This is a genomic window from Geothrix sp., assembly GCF_020622065.1.
In the GTDB taxonomy this organism is placed as follows: domain Bacteria; phylum Acidobacteriota; class Holophagae; order Holophagales; family Holophagaceae; genus Geothrix.
In genome coordinates this window covers 952,281-967,757 of record NZ_JAHRYQ010000001.1, presented here as the reverse complement: position 1 = coordinate 967,757, position 15,477 = coordinate 952,281, and the positions used below count along the sequence as shown (strand labels likewise).

At 68.1% G+C, this 15,477-nt stretch carries 15 protein-coding genes; 10 read left to right on the top strand and 5 right to left on the bottom strand.

The window, feature by feature from the left end; translation table 11 throughout:
* Positions 1 to 145 precede the first annotated feature (145 nt).
* From QZ647_RS04465 to QZ647_RS04420, 10 genes are all read left to right on the top strand, one after another.
* Positions 146 to 1,927: a methyl-accepting chemotaxis protein gene (locus QZ647_RS04465; RefSeq protein ID WP_291271014.1), complete on the top strand. Its 1,782-nt coding sequence runs from the start codon at positions 146 to 148 to the stop codon at positions 1,925 to 1,927.
* Positions 1,928 to 1,938: 11 nt separating this feature from the next.
* Positions 1,939 to 2,439 (top strand): chemotaxis protein CheW, encoded by a 501-nt coding sequence (locus tag QZ647_RS04460; RefSeq protein WP_286353550.1) that lies wholly within the window; start codon positions 1,939 to 1,941, stop codon positions 2,437 to 2,439.
* Between the two features lie 5 nt (positions 2,440 to 2,444).
* A complete protein-coding gene (locus tag QZ647_RS04455; protein WP_291271013.1) occupies positions 2,445 to 2,762 on the top strand; it encodes an STAS domain-containing protein in 318 nt (105 codons plus the stop codon).
* Entirely contained in the window at positions 2,759 to 3,853 is a 1,095-nt protein-coding gene (locus QZ647_RS04450) for a methyl-accepting chemotaxis protein (protein ID WP_291271012.1), read from the top strand. Before QZ647_RS04455 ends, QZ647_RS04450 begins: the two co-directional genes overlap by 4 nt.
* Before the next feature lie 15 nt (positions 3,854 to 3,868).
* Complete coding sequence (locus tag QZ647_RS04445) at positions 3,869 to 4,231, top strand: response regulator (RefSeq protein WP_286353553.1); 363 nt, start codon at positions 3,869 to 3,871, stop codon at positions 4,229 to 4,231.
* A gap of 8 nt (positions 4,232 to 4,239) precedes the next feature.
* Positions 4,240 to 6,354, top strand: coding sequence for a chemotaxis protein CheA (locus QZ647_RS04440; RefSeq protein ID WP_291271011.1), 2,115 nt, complete (start codon positions 4,240 to 4,242; stop codon positions 6,352 to 6,354).
* Positions 6,351 to 7,235 (top strand): CheR family methyltransferase, encoded by an 885-nt coding sequence (locus QZ647_RS04435; RefSeq protein WP_291271010.1) that lies wholly within the window; start codon positions 6,351 to 6,353, stop codon positions 7,233 to 7,235. Before QZ647_RS04440 ends, QZ647_RS04435 begins: the two co-directional genes overlap by 4 nt.
* Positions 7,232 to 7,843 (top strand): chemoreceptor glutamine deamidase CheD, encoded by a 612-nt coding sequence (gene cheD / locus QZ647_RS04430; protein WP_291271009.1) that lies wholly within the window; start codon positions 7,232 to 7,234, stop codon positions 7,841 to 7,843. Before QZ647_RS04435 ends, cheD begins: the two co-directional genes overlap by 4 nt.
* Positions 7,840 to 8,919 carry a chemotaxis response regulator protein-glutamate methylesterase gene (locus tag QZ647_RS04425; protein ID WP_291271008.1) on the top strand — a complete coding sequence of 360 codons (1,080 nt, stop codon included), beginning with the start codon at positions 7,840 to 7,842 and terminating at the stop codon, positions 8,917 to 8,919. The genes cheD and QZ647_RS04425 overlap by 4 nt, the downstream gene beginning before the upstream one ends.
* Positions 8,920 to 9,011: 92 nt before the next feature.
* Entirely contained in the window at positions 9,012 to 11,609 is a 2,598-nt protein-coding gene (locus tag QZ647_RS04420; protein WP_291271007.1) for a PAS domain S-box protein, read from the top strand.
* A gap of 3 nt (positions 11,610 to 11,612) precedes the next feature.
* On the opposite strand, the gene QZ647_RS04415 is transcribed toward QZ647_RS04420, so the two are convergent.
* The 5 genes from QZ647_RS04415 to QZ647_RS04395 all read right to left on the bottom strand — a co-directional run bounded on the left by QZ647_RS04415 (position 11,613) and on the right by QZ647_RS04395 (position 15,463).
* A complete protein-coding gene (locus tag QZ647_RS04415) occupies positions 11,613 to 12,167 on the bottom strand; it encodes an OsmC family protein (protein ID WP_291271006.1) in 555 nt (184 codons plus the stop codon).
* A gap of 199 nt (positions 12,168 to 12,366) precedes the next feature.
* Positions 12,367 to 13,332, bottom strand: a complete 966-nt coding sequence (locus QZ647_RS04410) for an MlaD family protein (RefSeq protein ID WP_291271005.1) — start codon at positions 13,330 to 13,332, stop codon at positions 12,367 to 12,369.
* Positions 13,329 to 13,994, bottom strand: coding sequence for an ATP-binding cassette domain-containing protein (locus QZ647_RS04405; protein WP_291271004.1), 666 nt, complete (start codon positions 13,992 to 13,994; stop codon positions 13,329 to 13,331). The genes QZ647_RS04410 and QZ647_RS04405 overlap by 4 nt, the downstream gene beginning before the upstream one ends.
* Positions 13,994 to 14,779, bottom strand: coding sequence for an ABC transporter permease (locus tag QZ647_RS04400; protein ID WP_291271003.1), 786 nt, complete (start codon positions 14,777 to 14,779; stop codon positions 13,994 to 13,996). The genes QZ647_RS04405 and QZ647_RS04400 overlap by 1 nt, the downstream gene beginning before the upstream one ends.
* Positions 14,780 to 14,818: 39 nt before the next feature.
* Complete coding sequence (locus tag QZ647_RS04395; RefSeq protein WP_291271002.1) at positions 14,819 to 15,463, bottom strand: CAP domain-containing protein; 645 nt, start codon at positions 15,461 to 15,463, stop codon at positions 14,819 to 14,821.
* Between the last annotated feature and the right edge of the window lie 14 nt (positions 15,464 to 15,477).

The following is a 15,477-nucleotide window of genomic DNA, read 5'->3' as shown; positions in this document are numbered from 1 at the left end:
ACCAATTGTTATCCGTCAATCAGCGATGCCGATGGAAGAAGTTCATCCATCACCCAGAGCCCTTCGTGGACAGTCGAGGGTGTCATGAAAAAGTAAGCATAACTATTATGCCTGGTCGATTTTGCCTTGGCCTTTTTTGCAATTAATGCGCTCGCCTGTAGCCCTTTCCCCTACCGCTCCACTCGGAGGAACCACCGTGCTCACCAACCTGAAGATCGGAACTCGCCTGAGCGTTGGCTTCGGAATTGTCCTGGCGCTCCTCCTACTCATCGCAGGCGTCGGATTGAACCGGATGAGCCACATCGCGGATGACACCAACGAGATCGTCACTCGTTACAACAAGCAGGTGGCCTGGGCCAATGGCATGTCCGATCAGCTCTTCACGATCAGCCGCATCACCCGGACCATCCTCCTCATGGACAACATCCCGGATCGGAAAGCAGCCGTCGAGCGGATCGGCAAGGCGCGCGACATTTTTAACGATCTGTCCAAGAAGCTCGAGGACTCCCTCGTCAGCCCGGAAGCGAAGGCGAATTTTGAGAACCTGCAGGTGCAACTTCAGAAAGTAAGAACGGCCAACAACCATGTCATAGAGGCCAACCTAGCGGGCCGGGACAAAGAAGCCACCCGGCTGATGTTCGATGAGGCCCGTCCGGCGGATCAGGCCCTTCAGGATGCGGTCCTCAAGACCGTCAAATTTTTCGATAGTGCCGTCACCGCACGCCACGAGCAAGCCAAGGACAGCTATAAACAGGCCATGATCATCGTCGTTTCCTGCTCGGTGTTGGCCCTGATCGCCGGCTCCTTGATGTCCTTCTTCATCACCCGCAGCATCACCCATCCACTGCGGGAAGTGGGTGCGGTCATGGAGACCGTGGCCCAGGGTGACCTGACCCAGCGCCTTGAGCTCCGCTCGAAGGACGAACTGGGCGAGCTGGGACGCATCATCAACACCACCAATGAAGGACTGCGGGAGATGGTGCTGCAGATCCAGGAAAGCGCGCTGGCCATCTCCACGGCCTCGGGCGAGATCTCCATGGGCAATACGGACCTGAGTCGTCGCACCGAGGAACAGGCCGCCAGCCTTGAAGAGACGGCCAGCAGCATGGAGCAGATCACCAGCAATGTGAACCAGACCGCCGACAACGCCCGGTCCGCCAACCAGGAATCCGGCAAGGCCCGCCAGGTGGCCCAGGACGGCGGCACCGCCGTCGGTCAGGTCATCGAGGCCATGGAGGCCATCAACCAGAGCTCCGCGAAGATCAACGAGATCATCGGCGTGGTGGACGAGATCGCCTTCCAGACCAACCTGCTGGCGCTCAATGCCGCGGTGGAGGCCGCCCGGGCCGGCGAGCAGGGCCGCGGCTTCGCGGTGGTGGCGGCGGAAGTCCGCAACCTCGCTAAGCGCAGCGCCGACGCCGCCAAGGAGATCAAGGTCCTCATCCGCGAAAGCGTCGCCAAGTCCCAGGACGGCACCAAGGTCGCCGCCCACGCCGGAGACACCATCCAGGAGGTGGTGACCAATGTGCAGCGCGTGACCTCGCTCGTGGGCGAGATTGCCGGGGCCACCCAGGAGCAGAGCACGGGCCTGAACGAGATCAACAAGGCCGTGGTCCAGATGGACGAAGTCACGCAGCAGAACGCTGCCCTGGTGGAGGAATCCGCCGCCGCCGCCGAATCCCTGGATGCCCAGGCCCACGCCCTGACGGAGATCGTGGCCCGGTTCAAGACCGGCGTGGAAGTCCGTCGCACGGAAGCCACCCGCGTCCGCCCCAATGGCGCCCCGCACCCCCAGGCGCTCCGCCCGACCGCCAAGCCCGTCCGTGCCGCCGTGAAGCGCGGCAGCGCCCGGCCCGAACTCGCCGCCGCCAAGCAGCCCGTGCCCACGCCCCGGAGCGACGACGACGGGCAGTGGGAAGCCTTTTGAGGAGCCCCGCCATGGCCGCCGCTGACAGCAGTTTCCAGGCGCTCCAGCAGGTGCTCTGCTTCGCCCTCGCTGGCGAGGCCTACGCCCTGCCCATCCTGAAGGTCCGGGAGATCCAGGCCCAGGCCACCATCACCCGGATCCCCAAAGCGCCGTCGTACATGCCCGGCGTGATCAACCTGCGGGGAGCCATCGTGCCGATCCTCGAGCTGCGGCAGCGGTTCGCCCTGGGAGAGGCGCCCGAGGACACCCGCCCCGTCATCATCATCGTCGAGGTCCAGGGCCGCACCCTGGGCATTCGCGTGGACTCCGTCTCCGATGTGCTCGATCTCGACGCCTCGGCCATCCGGCCGGCACCTGAGCTCGGCACCCAGACCGCGCTGGGCCGCGAGTTCATCGCCGGCCTGGCCTCCCTGCCCGGCGCCACGGGCTCGGATTCCATGCTGATCCTCCTCGACCTGGACCGCCTGCTCTCGGACGGCGAACTGCTCGCCCTCGAAGCGGCCACAGCTTGATCGCCATGGCCCGGAAACCTTCGCCGCCCGGTCCATCGACACCCCAGATCGCCCTGGCCCTCCAGGGCGATCTGGACATCTTCGCCATCCACTCGCAGTGGGAGCAGATCGCGGCGCAGGCGGCCGCCAGCGGCCTGCCGGCGGTCCTGGACCTCTCGGGCATCGGAGATCTGGACCTCTCGGGCCTGCAGCTCCTGGCGACCCTGGACCGCGACTTGCGCGCCAAGGGCGGATGCCTGGCCTTGACCGGCCTCAAGGAGGCCTGGAAGGACCGCTTCAACCTCCTCGGCCTGACCGACCTGCTCCAGGAAGTTCCCTCATGAGGAAGTGGTTCCTTCCTTCGGCGCCCGCCGCCACGGCCGGGGTCACGGCGCTGGAGCTTCCGGCCCCGGCCGGCCTGCCCGAGGCGATCCCGGATGGAGTCCTGGCGCCGCTGCTGGGGCAGCTGGCATCCCGGGAGGCCACCATGCTGGAGGGCCAGGTGAATTTCCTGACGCCCGAACTCCACCAGGTGGACAGCCTGGTCCGGGAGGCGGCCGCCACCCTGGAGGCTGCGCTCAAGACTTTGGACCAGAGCGTCCAGCACCAGCATCGCCTGGCGGAGGATGTCCAGGTGGCCATGCGGATCACGCTGGGAGGGGGCCAGGCCACCGAGGGCCTGGACGCCGTGGGGGCCTCGATCATGGGGACCCTGGATGGATTCGTGTCGAACATGCTCGAGATCTCCAAGTCCTCCATGCAGCTGGTGGGGGAGATCGAGGACATCCGGACGCGCTCCGACCGCATGGAAGGCATGCTGGGGGAGCTGTCCGAAATCGCGGGCCGCACCCACCTGCTGTCCCTGAACGCCAGCATCGAGGCGGCCCACGCCCGTCAGTTCGGCGCGGGCTTTGCGGTGGTGGCCGGCGAGGTCTCCAAGCTGGCGGACCGGAGCACGGCCCTGAGCGCCACCATCCAGGACCAGATCAGTGGCACCCGCCAGGCCCTGGAGCGCACGGACGCCTATGTCCAGGCCATCGCCAGCAAGGACATGAATATGGCGATCCAGTCCAAGGGCGAATCCGAGGTGCTGGTGCATGCCCTCGAGGCCAGCAACGCCCGCGTGAAGGACCTGGTGGCCCAGCTCGAGACCAATGCCCTCACCATCGCCCAGCAGGTGGGGCATGTGGTGCGCAGCCTCCAGTTCGAGGATCTGGTCCACCAGACCCTCACGGCCTGCCTGCAGGAGCTGGGCAACCTGATGGAACAGGCCCATGCCTGGCGGGTGGCCGAATCCAAGCTGGCGGCCGGGGAGGTCCCCGCCATGGTCCTCTCCGAGCTGCATGCCACCCTGGGCGAAGTCGAGGACGCCCGCGTTCAATTCAAGGCCGTGAAGCGGGGCGACCTGGCTGCGGGCGAAGTAGACCTGTTCTAGAAAAGGAACCGAGCCATGCCCGGATGCATTCTGACCGTCGATGACTCCAGCACCATGCGCCAGATGATCAGCTTCACCCTGAGGGGGGCCCAGTTCGAGGTCCTCGAAGCGGGGGATGGCGTGGAGGCCCTGGAGGTGGCCCAGGGGAAGAAACTGTCCCTGGTCATCACCGATGTGAACATGCCGCGCATGGACGGCATCACGCTGGTGCAGCGGATGCGCGCCCTGCCGGAGTTCAGGTTCACGCCCATCCTGGTGCTCACCACCGAATCCGGCCCGGACATGAAGCAGAAGGGCAAAGAGGCGGGAGCCACCGGCTGGATCGTGAAGCCCTTCAGCCCCGAGAAGCTCCTCGATGTCGTCAACAAGGTCATCTGAGGTCCCCCATGTCCGATCCGATGGCTCAATTCCGCACGGCCTTCTTCGAGGAGGCGACTGAACTGGCGGATGGCATGGAGGCCACCCTGCTGTCCCTGGATCTGGAGGCCGTGGAGACGGAGGATCTGCATACGCTGTTCCGGGCGGCGCATTCCATCAAGGGCAACGCGGGCACCTTCGGGTTTCCCGCGGTGGCCGCCTTCACCCACCAGCTGGAGAACACCCTGGAGCCCGTGCGCCAGGGCTCCCGGGCCATGACCGCCGATCTGCGCGAGCTCCTGCTGCAGGGCGTGGACCTCATCCGCAGCCACCTGCACCACGCCCGGCTGGAGGAGGCCCTCCCGGCCAAGGACCAGCTGGCCCAGGAGACCCTGGTCGCCAAGCTCCAGGCCGGCGCGACCCTGCCCGGCGCGCCGGCGCCCGCAGCTCCCGGAGCCCCCCCCGCACCCAGGAGCGGCACCGGCTTCGCCATCCGCTTCGAGGCCCCGGTGGATGCCTTCCGCCGTGGCGTGAACCTGGAGCGGCTGTTCCGGGATCTGGGCAAGCTCGGCACCCTGCGCGCCTGGCTGGACGCCACGCGGCTTCCGGCCTTCGACCAGCTGGAACCCGAGGACTGCCACCTGGCCTGGGACCTCCGCCTCGAGTCGGCCTGCCCGCAGGCAAGCGTGGAGGAGATCTTCGAGTTCGTGGTGGAAGGCAAGAACCTGCGCATCCAGCCCCTGCCGCCCGAGCATGCCGTGCCCCCCCTGGGCGAGATCCTCCAGGTGGAAGCCGGCGTCAGCCCCAAGGACATCCGTGACGCGCTCTCCCAGCAGAAGCACCTGGGCGAGCTGCTGGTGGAGGCGGGCAAGGTGAAGCCCGAGGCCGTCAGCAAGGCCCTGGACCAGCAGCAGAAAAAGCGGAACCAGGCGGAGGCCTCCACGGTCCGGGTGGCCACCGACAAGATCGACCGGCTGGTGAACCTGGTGGGCGAACTGGTCATCACCCAGGCCATGCTGGCCCAGGCCTCACAGCTGGCCCACACGCCCGCGGGCGAGGAGCGGATGAGTGCAGCCCTCCTCCAGCTGGATCGCCAGACCCGCGAGCTGCAGGAGCGGGTCATGGGCATCCGCATGGTCCCCGTGGACATGGTGTTCTCACGCTTTCCGCGCATGGTCCACGAACTGGGCAAGCAGCTGGGGAAGGATGTCGAACTGGTCATGGAGGGCCAGGCCACGGAGCTGGACAAGACCTTCATCGAGATGCTGGTGGATCCCCTCACGCACCTGGTGCGCAACGCCGTGGACCACGGCATGGAAGAGAAGGAAGCGCGCCTCGCCTCCGGCAAGCCCGCCGTGGGCACCATCGCCCTGAGGGCCGCCAGCCGCGGCGGGCACATCCACATCGAGGTCAAGGACGACGGTCGCGGCCTGGACCGGGACCGCATCTTCGCGAAGGCCGTGGAGCGCGGCTTGCTGCCCGCCGGCAACCGGCCCCCGGATGAGGAGCTGAACCTGCTGATCTTCGAGCCGGGCTTCTCCACCGTCGAGCAGGTCTCGGACCTCTCCGGCCGCGGGGTGGGGATGGATGTGGTGCGCCAGAATGTGCGGGCCCTGGGGGGCCGAATCGAGGTCGAAAGCCAGGTCGGCCGGGGCACCACCATCCGCCTGGTCCTGCCCCTCACGCTGGCCATCCTGGACGGGCTCACGGTGCGGGTGGGCGAGGAGACCTTCGTCTTCCCCCTGGCCTCGGTGCTGGAGAGCTTCCAGCGACAGGCCTCGGACATCCAGACCGTGAAGGGCGACCGCGAGGTGATCAGCCTGCGGGGCGAGTTCATCCCCGTGGTGCGCCTCCAGCGTCTGATGGAGGGCGGCGCTGCAGACGGCACCACCGGCCGCACGCTGCTGGTGCTGGTGGAATCCGAGGGTCGGCGGGCCGCCATGGCCGTGGATGAGCTTCTGGGCCAGCAACAGGTGGTCATCAAGAGCCTGGAGACCCATTACCGCCGCGTGGAGGGCATCTCGGGCGCCACCATCCTGGGGGACGGCCGCGTGGCCCTGATCCTCGATGTGCCGGGGCTCCTGCGCATGGAGGCCACCGCCGCCGCGGTCCCAGCTACGGTCCCAGCCACGGTCGAGACATGACGCGGTCCACCGCGGACCACGGGCCCCGGGGCCCGGCGCTCCGGGAGATCGCCGGGCCCGACCGCGTGCCGCTGTCCCAGGAAACCTTCCAGGCCTTGCGGAATCTCTTGCACGGCCATTCGGGCATCGCCCTGGCCCCCCACAAGCTCACGATGGTCCAGTCCCGCCTGGCCAAGCGGTTGCGCGTCCTGGGCCTGCCTGACTACGAGGCCTACCTGGAAAAGGTCAGCGAGACCGACTCCAGCGAGTGGGCCGAGTTCATCAACGCCCTCACGACGAACCTCACCAGCTTCTTCCGGGAAGGGCACCATTTCACACGGCTGGTGGAGCTGCTCGCGGCCTCGGACGCCGCCACAGGCAAGCTCCGCGTCTGGAGCGCCGGCTGCTCCACCGGTGAGGAGCCCTACACCTTGGCCATGACCCTGCTGAAGGCCTTCGGCCCCTCGGCCCGCATCCAGATCGTGGCCACGGACCTGGACACCGCTGTGTTGGAGACCGCCGCCCGCGGCATCTACCCCATGGCCCGCATTGAGGGGCTGTCCGATGAGTGGAAGCGCTTCGCCTTCCTGCGCGGCACGGGCGAGCGCCGCGGCCAGGCGCGGGTGCGGCCCGAGGTCAGGGATCTGGTCTCGTTCCACCCGATGAACCTGCGCGACGCCGCCTGGCCCCTGGAGGGCGGGCCCTTCCAGGCCATCTTCTGCCGCAATGTGATGATCTACTTCGACAAGCCCACCCAGCGGGAGCTCCTGGGCCGGTTCCGGCAGGCCCTGGTCCCGGGGGGCCTTCTGTTCGTCGGCCATTCCGAGGCCCTGCTGGATGCGGCCCTGGGCTTCCAACCCCTGGGCCAGACCATCTACCGGCGGAAGGAGGGCGCCCCGTGAGCCCGCCTCCCGTTCCCCTGGTCCTCGGCCGGGCCTCCAAGTACCTGGATCGGCACTTCAACCGCCAGGCCATGAAGATCCTCCCCGGCGAGTTCTACGCCACGGCCGAGGACGAGGTGATCGTCACCGTGCTGGGGAGCTGCGTGGCCGCGTGCCTTCTGGACCCCATCGCCATGGTGGGCGGCATGAACCACTTCATGCTCCCCGCCAAGCAGGGGGAGCGCGACCCCGATGTGTTCTACGCGGCCCGCTACGGCGCCGCCGCCATGGAATACCTCATCAACAACCTGCTGCACCTTGGCGCCCAGCGGGATCGCCTGGTGGCCAAGGCCTTCGGCGGCGGCAAGGTCATGCGGGGGCTCACCGATGTCGGCGCCCAGAACATCGACTTCGTCCGCGGCTTCCTCCGGGCGGAGGGCATTCCCCTCTGGAACGAGGACATGGGGGGTGCCTGCCCTCGCAAGGTCTACTTCTTCCCCCATACGGGCCAGGTCCTCGTCAAGCGCATCGAGCACACCCACAACGACACCGTCCTCGACCGCGAACGCTCCTACTTCCGCGAAGTCAGCCAAGTGCCCCTCGAGGGTGATGTGGAGCTCTTCTCATGACCGCGGACGCCAAGCGGCGCGTGCTCGTCGTGGATGACAGCGCCCTGGTCCGCCAGGTGCTCAGCGCCATCCTCGCCCGCCATCCCCTGCTCGAAGTCGTGGGCACGGCCCGGGATCCCTACGATGCCCGGGAGAAGATCAAGCAGCTCTCGCCAGATGTCCTGACGCTGGATGTCGAGATGCCCCGCATGGATGGCCTCACCTTCCTGGACAAGCTCATGCGGGCCCATCCAATGCCGGTGGTGATGCTCTCCAGCCTCACGGACAAGGGCACCGCCACCGCCCTCGATGCGCTGGACCTCGGCGCCGTGGATGTGATCGGCAAGCCCGCCCTGGATCAGGCCGTGGGCCTGGAAGCCATGGGGACTGAAATCGCCGAGACCGTGCACGCGGCCTCCTTCGCCCGGATCCACCGCACCGCCAGTGCCCCCGTCCCACCCTCCCTGGCCTCCCCGTCCTCCATGGCTTCCATAGCTCCCCTGGCCGCCCGGGCCCGGGCCGGCCGCAGCCTCATCGCCATCGGCTCCAGCACGGGCGGCACCGAGGCCCTCCGCCGGATCTTCGAAGCCATCCCAGGGAACCTTCCACCCATTGCCGTGGTTCAGCACATGCTCCCGGGCTTCACCCCGGCCTTTGCGGACCGTCTGGACCGGACCAGCGCCGCCACCGTGAAGGTCGCCGAAGACGGGGAGCCCCTTCAGGGGGGAACGGTCTACCTCGCCCCCAGCGACCAGCACTTCACCGCGGTCCGCCGCGGCGCGGGCCTGGCCGTCCAGCTGAAGGAGGGCGAACGGGTCTCCCGCCACCTGCCCTCGGTGGATGTGCTCTTCGAATCCGTGGCCGAAGCCTGCGGCCCCCACGCCTTGGGCATCATCCTCACGGGCATGGGCGAGGATGGCGCCAGGGGCCTCCTCCGCATGCGCCAGCGGGGCGCCCGCACCCTCGGCCAGGACGAAGCCACCTGCGTGGTCTACGGCATGCCCCGGGTCGCCTGGGCCCGCGGCGCCGTGATGGAGCAATGTCCCCTTCCCTTGATACCCCGCGTCATCGCAGAGTGGTGCGAACGCCAGCCCTGACCGACCTCCCCCGACCTTCAGCGGCCACCCCGACCCTGATTTTCCCCGGCCCCACCATGTTCAAAATACCCACTGCCCTGATCCGGCCCAGCATGCCCAGGACCTTCCTGTTCCTGCTCGGCATCTGGTCGGTGATCGTGGGCTGCATCCTGGGGCTGGTCCTGTATTTCTCCACCCGGGAGGAGCGGGAGATCGCCCTCAACCGGGCCGTGGACAGCTACCACAAGGATCTGGCCTACCGCCGCTGGGCCTCGGAGCGGGGCGGGGTCTATGTGCCGCTCAACGAGAAGACGCCCCCCAATCCGCATCTGTCCCACCGGCCGGACCGGGATGTCACCACCACCCAGGGGAAGACGCTCACCCTGGTGAACCCCGCCTACATGACACGGATGGTGCACGAACTCGGAGCTGATGCCTACGGGCTGCAGGGCCACCTCACCAGCCTCCACCCCATCCGGCCCGAAAATGCGCCGGATGCCTGGGAGCGGAGGGCCCTCGAATCCTTCGAACGCGGAGCCCGGGATTACTCCGAGGTGTTGCAGGAGAAAGGCCGCCCGGTGCTGCGCTACATGGGCGCCTTCCTCGTCGATCAGGGTTGCCTGGCCTGCCACGCCCAACAGGGCTACAAGGTCGGTGATGTCCGGGGCGGCATCAGCGTCACCGTGCCGGTCGGGTCGGGCCCCTCGGCCCTCGGCCTGTCCCACAAGGCCATCTCCCTGCTGGCCGTGGCCTCGTTCTGGCTCATGGGTGCAGGCGCCATCTTCGTTTGGGTGCGGCGGATCGTGCGGTCGGCGCAGGTGCAGCAGCGGATGGTCGAAGAGCTGAAAGAGCGGTCTCAGCGCTTCGAGGCGATCCGGGCCACCACGCCGGACAGCCTGTGGTTCCTGGATCGGGAGGGGCACCTCCAGTGGGTGAACGAGACCTACTGCCGCCTGTCCGGGTACGATCGGGAGGAGCTCCTGGGGCAGCCCATTTCCCTGGTCGAGGTTCAGGAAACCCCTGAGGAGACCGCCCACCACTTCGCGGACATCCAGCAGGGCCTGGATGTGGAGCACCGCTTCCGGACCCAGCATCGCGCCAAGGACGGCCGCCTCCTCGACCTGGAGGTCACCACCTCCCTCTTGAGTTCCAAGGGCGAGATCGTCGCCTTCCTCCGAGACATCACCCAGGAGGTCCAAACCAGCCGGCAGATCCGCGAGAGCGAGGCCCGCTTCCGGCAGCTCTTCGAATCCTCGCCCGCCCCCATGTTCATCCACCGAGAAGGGCGCATCCTCCACGCGAACCTGGCGCTGGCACGGCTCCTGGAGGCCGGAGATCCTAGCGCCATTCTGGATCGCGAGGTCATTCCTTTCGTCCATCCAGACTTCCAGGCCGTGGTGAGGGAACGGGCCCGCGCCCTGTACGAATCGAACCTGCCCGCCCAGCCCATGGCCATGACCCTCATCACCCTCAAGGGCCGCGAAGTCTGGGTGGAGGCCCAGTCGGTCTCGCTGGACCTTCCCGGTGGCCTGGCCATGCTGGTCTTCGTCCAGGATCTCACCGAGCGGCGGCGTGCTGAGGATGAACGGCTGAAGCTGGAAACCGAGATCCAGCACGCCCAGAAGCTGGACAGCCTGGGCAGCCTGGCCGGAGGCATTGCCCACGACATGAACAATGTGCTGACCGCCATCCTGGGGATGTCCTCTCTGCTGCAGGCCAAGGCCCAGGGCGACGAGTCCCTGGCGCGCTCGCTTCAGACCATCGAGAAGGCCGCCGGCCGGGGCCGGGACCTGGTGAAGGGCCTCACCGACTTCGCCCGGAAAGGGCTGCAGGAGGCCCGGATCATGGATCTCAACGCCATGGTCCGCGAGGAGCTCGATCTGCTCGTCCGCACAAGCCGGCAGCGGTTCATCTTCGATGTCCAGCTCGAAGACGACCTCCCGCCCATCATGGGCGAGCCGAGCACCCTGGGCAGCGCCTTCATGAACCTCTGCGTGAACGCCTTCGACGCCATGCCCCGCGGCGGGACCCTCCAGGTCCGCACCCGGCGGCAGGGCGCCCAGGTGGTTCTGGTGGTGGCCGACACGGGCCAGGGCATTCCCGCGGAGGTCCTGCCCCGCGTCACCGAGCCCTTCTTCACCACCAAGCCCACGGGTCGGGGCACGGGGCTGGGCCTGGCCATGGTCTACGGCACCATGAAGGCCCACGGGGGCACCCTGGACATTCAGAGCGAGGTGGGCAAGGGAACCCGCATCAGCCTCAGCTTCCCCGCCGCGGAAAAGGGCACCGAGGCCACCGAGGCTAAACCGGCCACCTCCGCTCCCCAGGCAACCAGCCTCCACATCCTCGTGGTGGATGACGATGCCCTGATCCGGAGCATTCTGCCGGTCATGCTTGAGCAACTCGGCCACCTGGTGGAGACGGCCTCCAGCGGCCTGGAGGCCATCCGTCGCCTGGATGCGGGCCTGCCGGCAGACCTCGTGATCCTCGACCACAACATGCCGGGTCTCAGCGGGGCCGAAACCCTCCCCCGCATCCTCCAACTCCGTCCGGGCCTCCGGGTCCTCGTGACCACAGGATTCCTGGACAACGAACTGAAGCTGCTGCTTGCGGGCTTCCCCTCCGTCCTGGCCCTCCAGAAGCCCTTCACCCTCGCCGAACTCCGGCAGATGCTGCAGGGCCTGGCGGGCCAGGGTGAAACGGGGGAATAGGACTCAGTGGCTCATGCGGATGTCCACGGGGTTCTTGAAGGTGTCGTACAGCGGTGAGGTCCGCATCACCTGCTCGTGGAGTTCCTTGATCTGCTGCGGCGTGCCGCTGCAGGCGAGGTTCACCTTCACCCGGATCTGGGAGAGCCCGGGTCGGATGGCCTTGTCCAGTTCGAGGAAACCTCGGAGATCGGTATCCGTCTCCATGTCGAAGCTGAGGCTGGTGATGTCCAGTCCCATGGCCGCGGCCGTGTAGGCGTAGGTCACACTGAGGCAGGAGCTCAGGGCGTGCAGCGCCGCCTCGCCGGCGTTGGGGGCGAGATCCGTGCCCAGCAGGGCGGCGGGTTCGTCGCCCTCGAGGAACATCGGCATGGCCCGCTTGTGCTCCTGCCCTGCTCCGTAGAGGGAATCGAAGGTGCTCTGGGAGTGGGCCCGGTTGATCCACTTGGCCTTGGAACGGAAGGTGAACTTGGCGAGGGCGGGGTTGGCCTTCACCTGGGCGACCGTGGCGTTGAGGTCCTCCACATTCACCCCGTTGTGGATGGTTGCGATGCTGCCCATGAATCCTCCTTCTGGGATCGGGCGCCGTTGGCCGCCGGCAGGTCCAGCCTCCTGGCGGAGCGGCGCGTATGGGACACCCAAGGCCGCCGCATGGCACGGCGCCCCCTGGAAACAGGTCCCCAGCATGGGCTGCGTTGAGTCTGAAACAAGGTCGCAAAATTCGAACCACCCCCGCCAGGCTCCCCCCTGGAAGGCTCTGTCATTTCAAGGCGGGAATGGCCTGGGCGGCATCGAGGGCCTTCCTCGCCCGCTCCCGTTCCGCCTCGGACGGCGTGCCCCAGACGGCGCGGCTGGGCTTCTGCTTGAGCAGCTGGAGAAGCTCCTCCACGGAGGCCAACGACCGCCTCAGGCTCTTGAGACTGGCCTCGACCTCCGGCTGGTCCTCGGTGCGGAAGCGCGTCAGCAAGCCATCGGACTGCTGCAGCACCGAGGCCAGGTTCACCAGGATCCGATCCAGCTCGGGCCCCCGCGCCTCCAGCAGGGACCGCGTCACGGCCAGGCTCTTCTCCAGGTCCGCGAGGGCCCGGTCGGCGCCGGCCATGCTGCGGTCCGCATGGGCCGTCAGGCCTCGGCCCTCGCGGGCCAGAGCCTGGAATTCGCGCAGGGTGGCATCCAGGGATCGCAGGGCCTGGGCCACGGAGGGGTGCTCCAGCAGATCCCCCAGCCCCTTCTTCTGGACGCGGTCCCTCACGGCGTCCAGAGAGGCATTCAGGTTGGCCAGCAGCCGGTCGGCACGCTCGAGCACGCCGCCGAGGGAGACCCCGGCCACGCCCGGGATCTGGTCGCCCGCGGCCAGGGCCACGGTCCGCTCCGCCACCTCCGGCAGCTGCAGGTCGAGCATCACGCTGCCCACGCCCTTGGGCGCCACCACGGCCCGGGTGCCGCGCCAGAGGCGGATGTCCTCGCGTACGGAGATGGTGGCGAGAAAGTGGTAATCCACGCCCTCCTGCACCATGTCCACCCGATCGACGGCTCCCACGCGGTAGCCCTTCAGCTGGACATCGGTGCCGGGCACGAGCCCCCCCATCTCATCGAGGCGCACCACGAGCCGGTGCGTCTTCTCCGTCACGGCCCCGGCATTCTTGTAGGCGAGCAGCCCCACGAAGAAGGCCAAGGCCAGGAGGACAAAGAGCCCGAGGCGGGCGTCCTGCTTTTCGAAGTTCATGGCGCCTCCGGCGGCGATGAGGGGGAACCGAGGGCCAGCCGGCGGGCCTCGAGGCCCGGGAAGGTGGCGGCGTCCTCGGCGGCGATGACCAGCGTGCGCTCCCGGTCGTCCGCCCAGGTGCCCACCAGGTCCAGGACCAGCGAGCGGTCCGCCGCATCCAGGCCCTCCAGGGGCTCGTCCAGCAGCGCCAGCTCGGGATCCAGGGCGAGGAGGCGGGCCAGGTTCGCATGTTTGCGGGCGGCGCCACTCACTGCATGGGGCCGGAGCCCGGCCACTGAACTCAGGCCCAGGCGCTCCAGCGCACCCCCGACCCGGATTTGGACCTCCTGGTGCGGGAGGCCGCGGAACCGCAGCGGCAGGGCCACATTGTCCGCCAGGCTCAGGTTCGAAAGCAGCCCCCCGGCGGCGAAGGCGAAGCCCATCCGGACGCGCCCCGCCAGGGCCAGGGCGCCGTCGCCGGGCCAGACGGGAACGCCCCCGATCCGCACCTGCCCGGCCCGGGGCCGTTCCACACCCGCGATCACCTTCAGCAGCCGGCTCTTGCCCGACCCGCTGCCGCCCGTCACCAGGAGGTTCGCACCTCGCGGCAGCGAGAGGTCCAGCCCCTCGATCAGGGGCCGCCCCTCCGGCGAATCGCAGGCGAGACCGCGGAGATCGAGCATCAGAAGTAGAAGAGCGCGGCCACGAGGCCGTCGATCAGGAACACCGCCACCAGGGCCGACACCACGGTCTTGGTGACCGCCTGGGGGATCTCGGTCTGGCTGCGTCGGATCCGCAGTCCGAAGTGGCAGGCGTGGAAGGTGATGGCCCCCGAGAAGAACACGATCTTCAGCAGGGTCGCGGCGAAGTCCCGGTTGGACAGCGTCTGTCGGACCGAATCCATGAAGAATCCGAAGGTGACGCCGTACTTCAGCCTGGCCACGAGAAAGCCTCCGGCAAGGGCCGCCGCGTCGAAGAACACCACCAGAGCGAAAACCGACACGAGCACGCCCAGCCAGCGGGGCAGCAGAAGGTACTGGTAGGGGTTCACGCCGTGGGCGGCCAGGGCGTCCACCTCGCCATTCAGCTGCATGGTGCCCAGCTCGGCGGCGATGGCGGTGGAACTGCGGCCGATGACCAGGACCGCCGTCAGCAGCGGACCCAGCTCCCGGAGGATGATCAGCACCATCAGCGCGCCGATGTAGTTTTCGGCCCCCAGCCCGGACAGCTGGCTGAAGGCCTGGATCAAGGTCACCGCGCCCAGCAGCAGGGCCGTCCCGGCCACGAGCACCCCCGCGTCGAGCCCCGTGAACCGGATCTGCAGCTTCGTCTGCGCCCCCACCACCGCCAGCTGGCCGAACCGCAGGACCAGGGCATCCCGCAGCGTCCGCAGCACCAGGTGAGCCTGGTCGCCCAGGAACTCCAGGAAGCCGCGCACCGGCGCGCCGAGCCGCGCAAGGAAAGCCATGTCTCACCCAAGGGATGATTCAGGCTAGCAGAAAATCGATCACTTTAGGACGAAGCCGTCCGCATAGTCGATGACCGTCACCACCCGGTAGTCGCGGTGGGGCGCGGAACCCGCGCCGGCCTGGTGCAGGTCCGGATTGAAGAGGCCCTTCCGGTGGCCGCGGCCCGGCACACCATCGTCGATCAGCAGCTGGATCACCACCTGTCGCGCCTCATCCTCACCGGTGCTGATGTTCTCCGCGATGAGCCCATGCCAGGTGCCGATCCGGTTGAGTCGGTCCGACGGACGGCTGCCGTCAGAGCCGGTGTGGTCCAGGCTGCCGCGGGGCCCGAGGTCCCGGGCATGGGCCCGGGCCGCCCGGGCCAACCCCTCATTGAAGCGCAGCGGCCCCAGGAGCCGGGCCGACTCGAGAAACGCGATGGCCTCGTCCAGGGCCGCCACGCCCTCTTCGGTGCGCAGGGGCACGCGGCCGGGCCGCCTCCAGAGCGTGCCCTCAAAGCCGGAGCGCAGTTCGCGCAGATGCTTCGCGTAGGCCCTCGGCCGCATCCGAGCCTCGCTCATCTCCTGCACCACCGCCCGCTCGAAGGGAGTGGCGGCCTCGGGGGCCGCGACCTGGGCAGTGGTCTGGGCAGTGGTCTGGGCCGGAAGCAGCAGCGTGACGAGGGACAGCATAACGGTCCTCATGGGCACCTCGGGGA

Bases quoted from the DNA above. Each gene is read 5' to 3' on its own strand.
- QZ647_RS04445 (WP_286353553.1), top strand. From the start codon at position 3,869: ATGCCCGGATGCATTCTGACCGTCGATGACTCCAGCACCATGCGCCAG.
- QZ647_RS04425 (WP_291271008.1), top strand. From the start codon at position 7,840: ATGACCGCGGACGCCAAGCGGCGCGTGCTCGTCGTGGATGACAGCGCC.
- QZ647_RS04405 (WP_291271004.1), bottom strand. From the start codon at position 13,994: ATGCTCGATCTCCGCGGTCTCGCCTGCGATTCGCCGGAGGGGCGGCCC.
- QZ647_RS04415 (WP_291271006.1), bottom strand. From the start codon at position 12,167: ATGGGCAGCATCGCAACCATCCACAACGGGGTGAATGTGGAGGACCTC.
- QZ647_RS04395 (WP_291271002.1), bottom strand. From the start codon at position 15,463: ATGAGGACCGTTATGCTGTCCCTCGTCACGCTGCTGCTTCCGGCCCAG.
- QZ647_RS04435 (WP_291271010.1), top strand. From the start codon at position 6,351: ATGACGCGGTCCACCGCGGACCACGGGCCCCGGGGCCCGGCGCTCCGG.
- QZ647_RS04420 (WP_291271007.1), top strand. From the start codon at position 9,012: ATGCCCAGGACCTTCCTGTTCCTGCTCGGCATCTGGTCGGTGATCGTG.
- QZ647_RS04450 (WP_291271012.1), top strand. From the start codon at position 2,759: ATGAGGAAGTGGTTCCTTCCTTCGGCGCCCGCCGCCACGGCCGGGGTC.
- QZ647_RS04465 (WP_291271014.1), top strand. From the start codon at position 146: ATGCGCTCGCCTGTAGCCCTTTCCCCTACCGCTCCACTCGGAGGAACC.
- QZ647_RS04400 (WP_291271003.1), bottom strand. From the start codon at position 14,779: ATGGCTTTCCTTGCGCGGCTCGGCGCGCCGGTGCGCGGCTTCCTGGAG.
- QZ647_RS04455 (WP_291271013.1), top strand. From the start codon at position 2,445: ATGGCCCGGAAACCTTCGCCGCCCGGTCCATCGACACCCCAGATCGCC.
- QZ647_RS04410 (WP_291271005.1), bottom strand. From the start codon at position 13,332: ATGAACTTCGAAAAGCAGGACGCCCGCCTCGGGCTCTTTGTCCTCCTG.
- QZ647_RS04440 (WP_291271011.1), top strand. From the start codon at position 4,240: ATGTCCGATCCGATGGCTCAATTCCGCACGGCCTTCTTCGAGGAGGCG.
- QZ647_RS04460 (WP_286353550.1), top strand. From the start codon at position 1,939: ATGGCCGCCGCTGACAGCAGTTTCCAGGCGCTCCAGCAGGTGCTCTGC.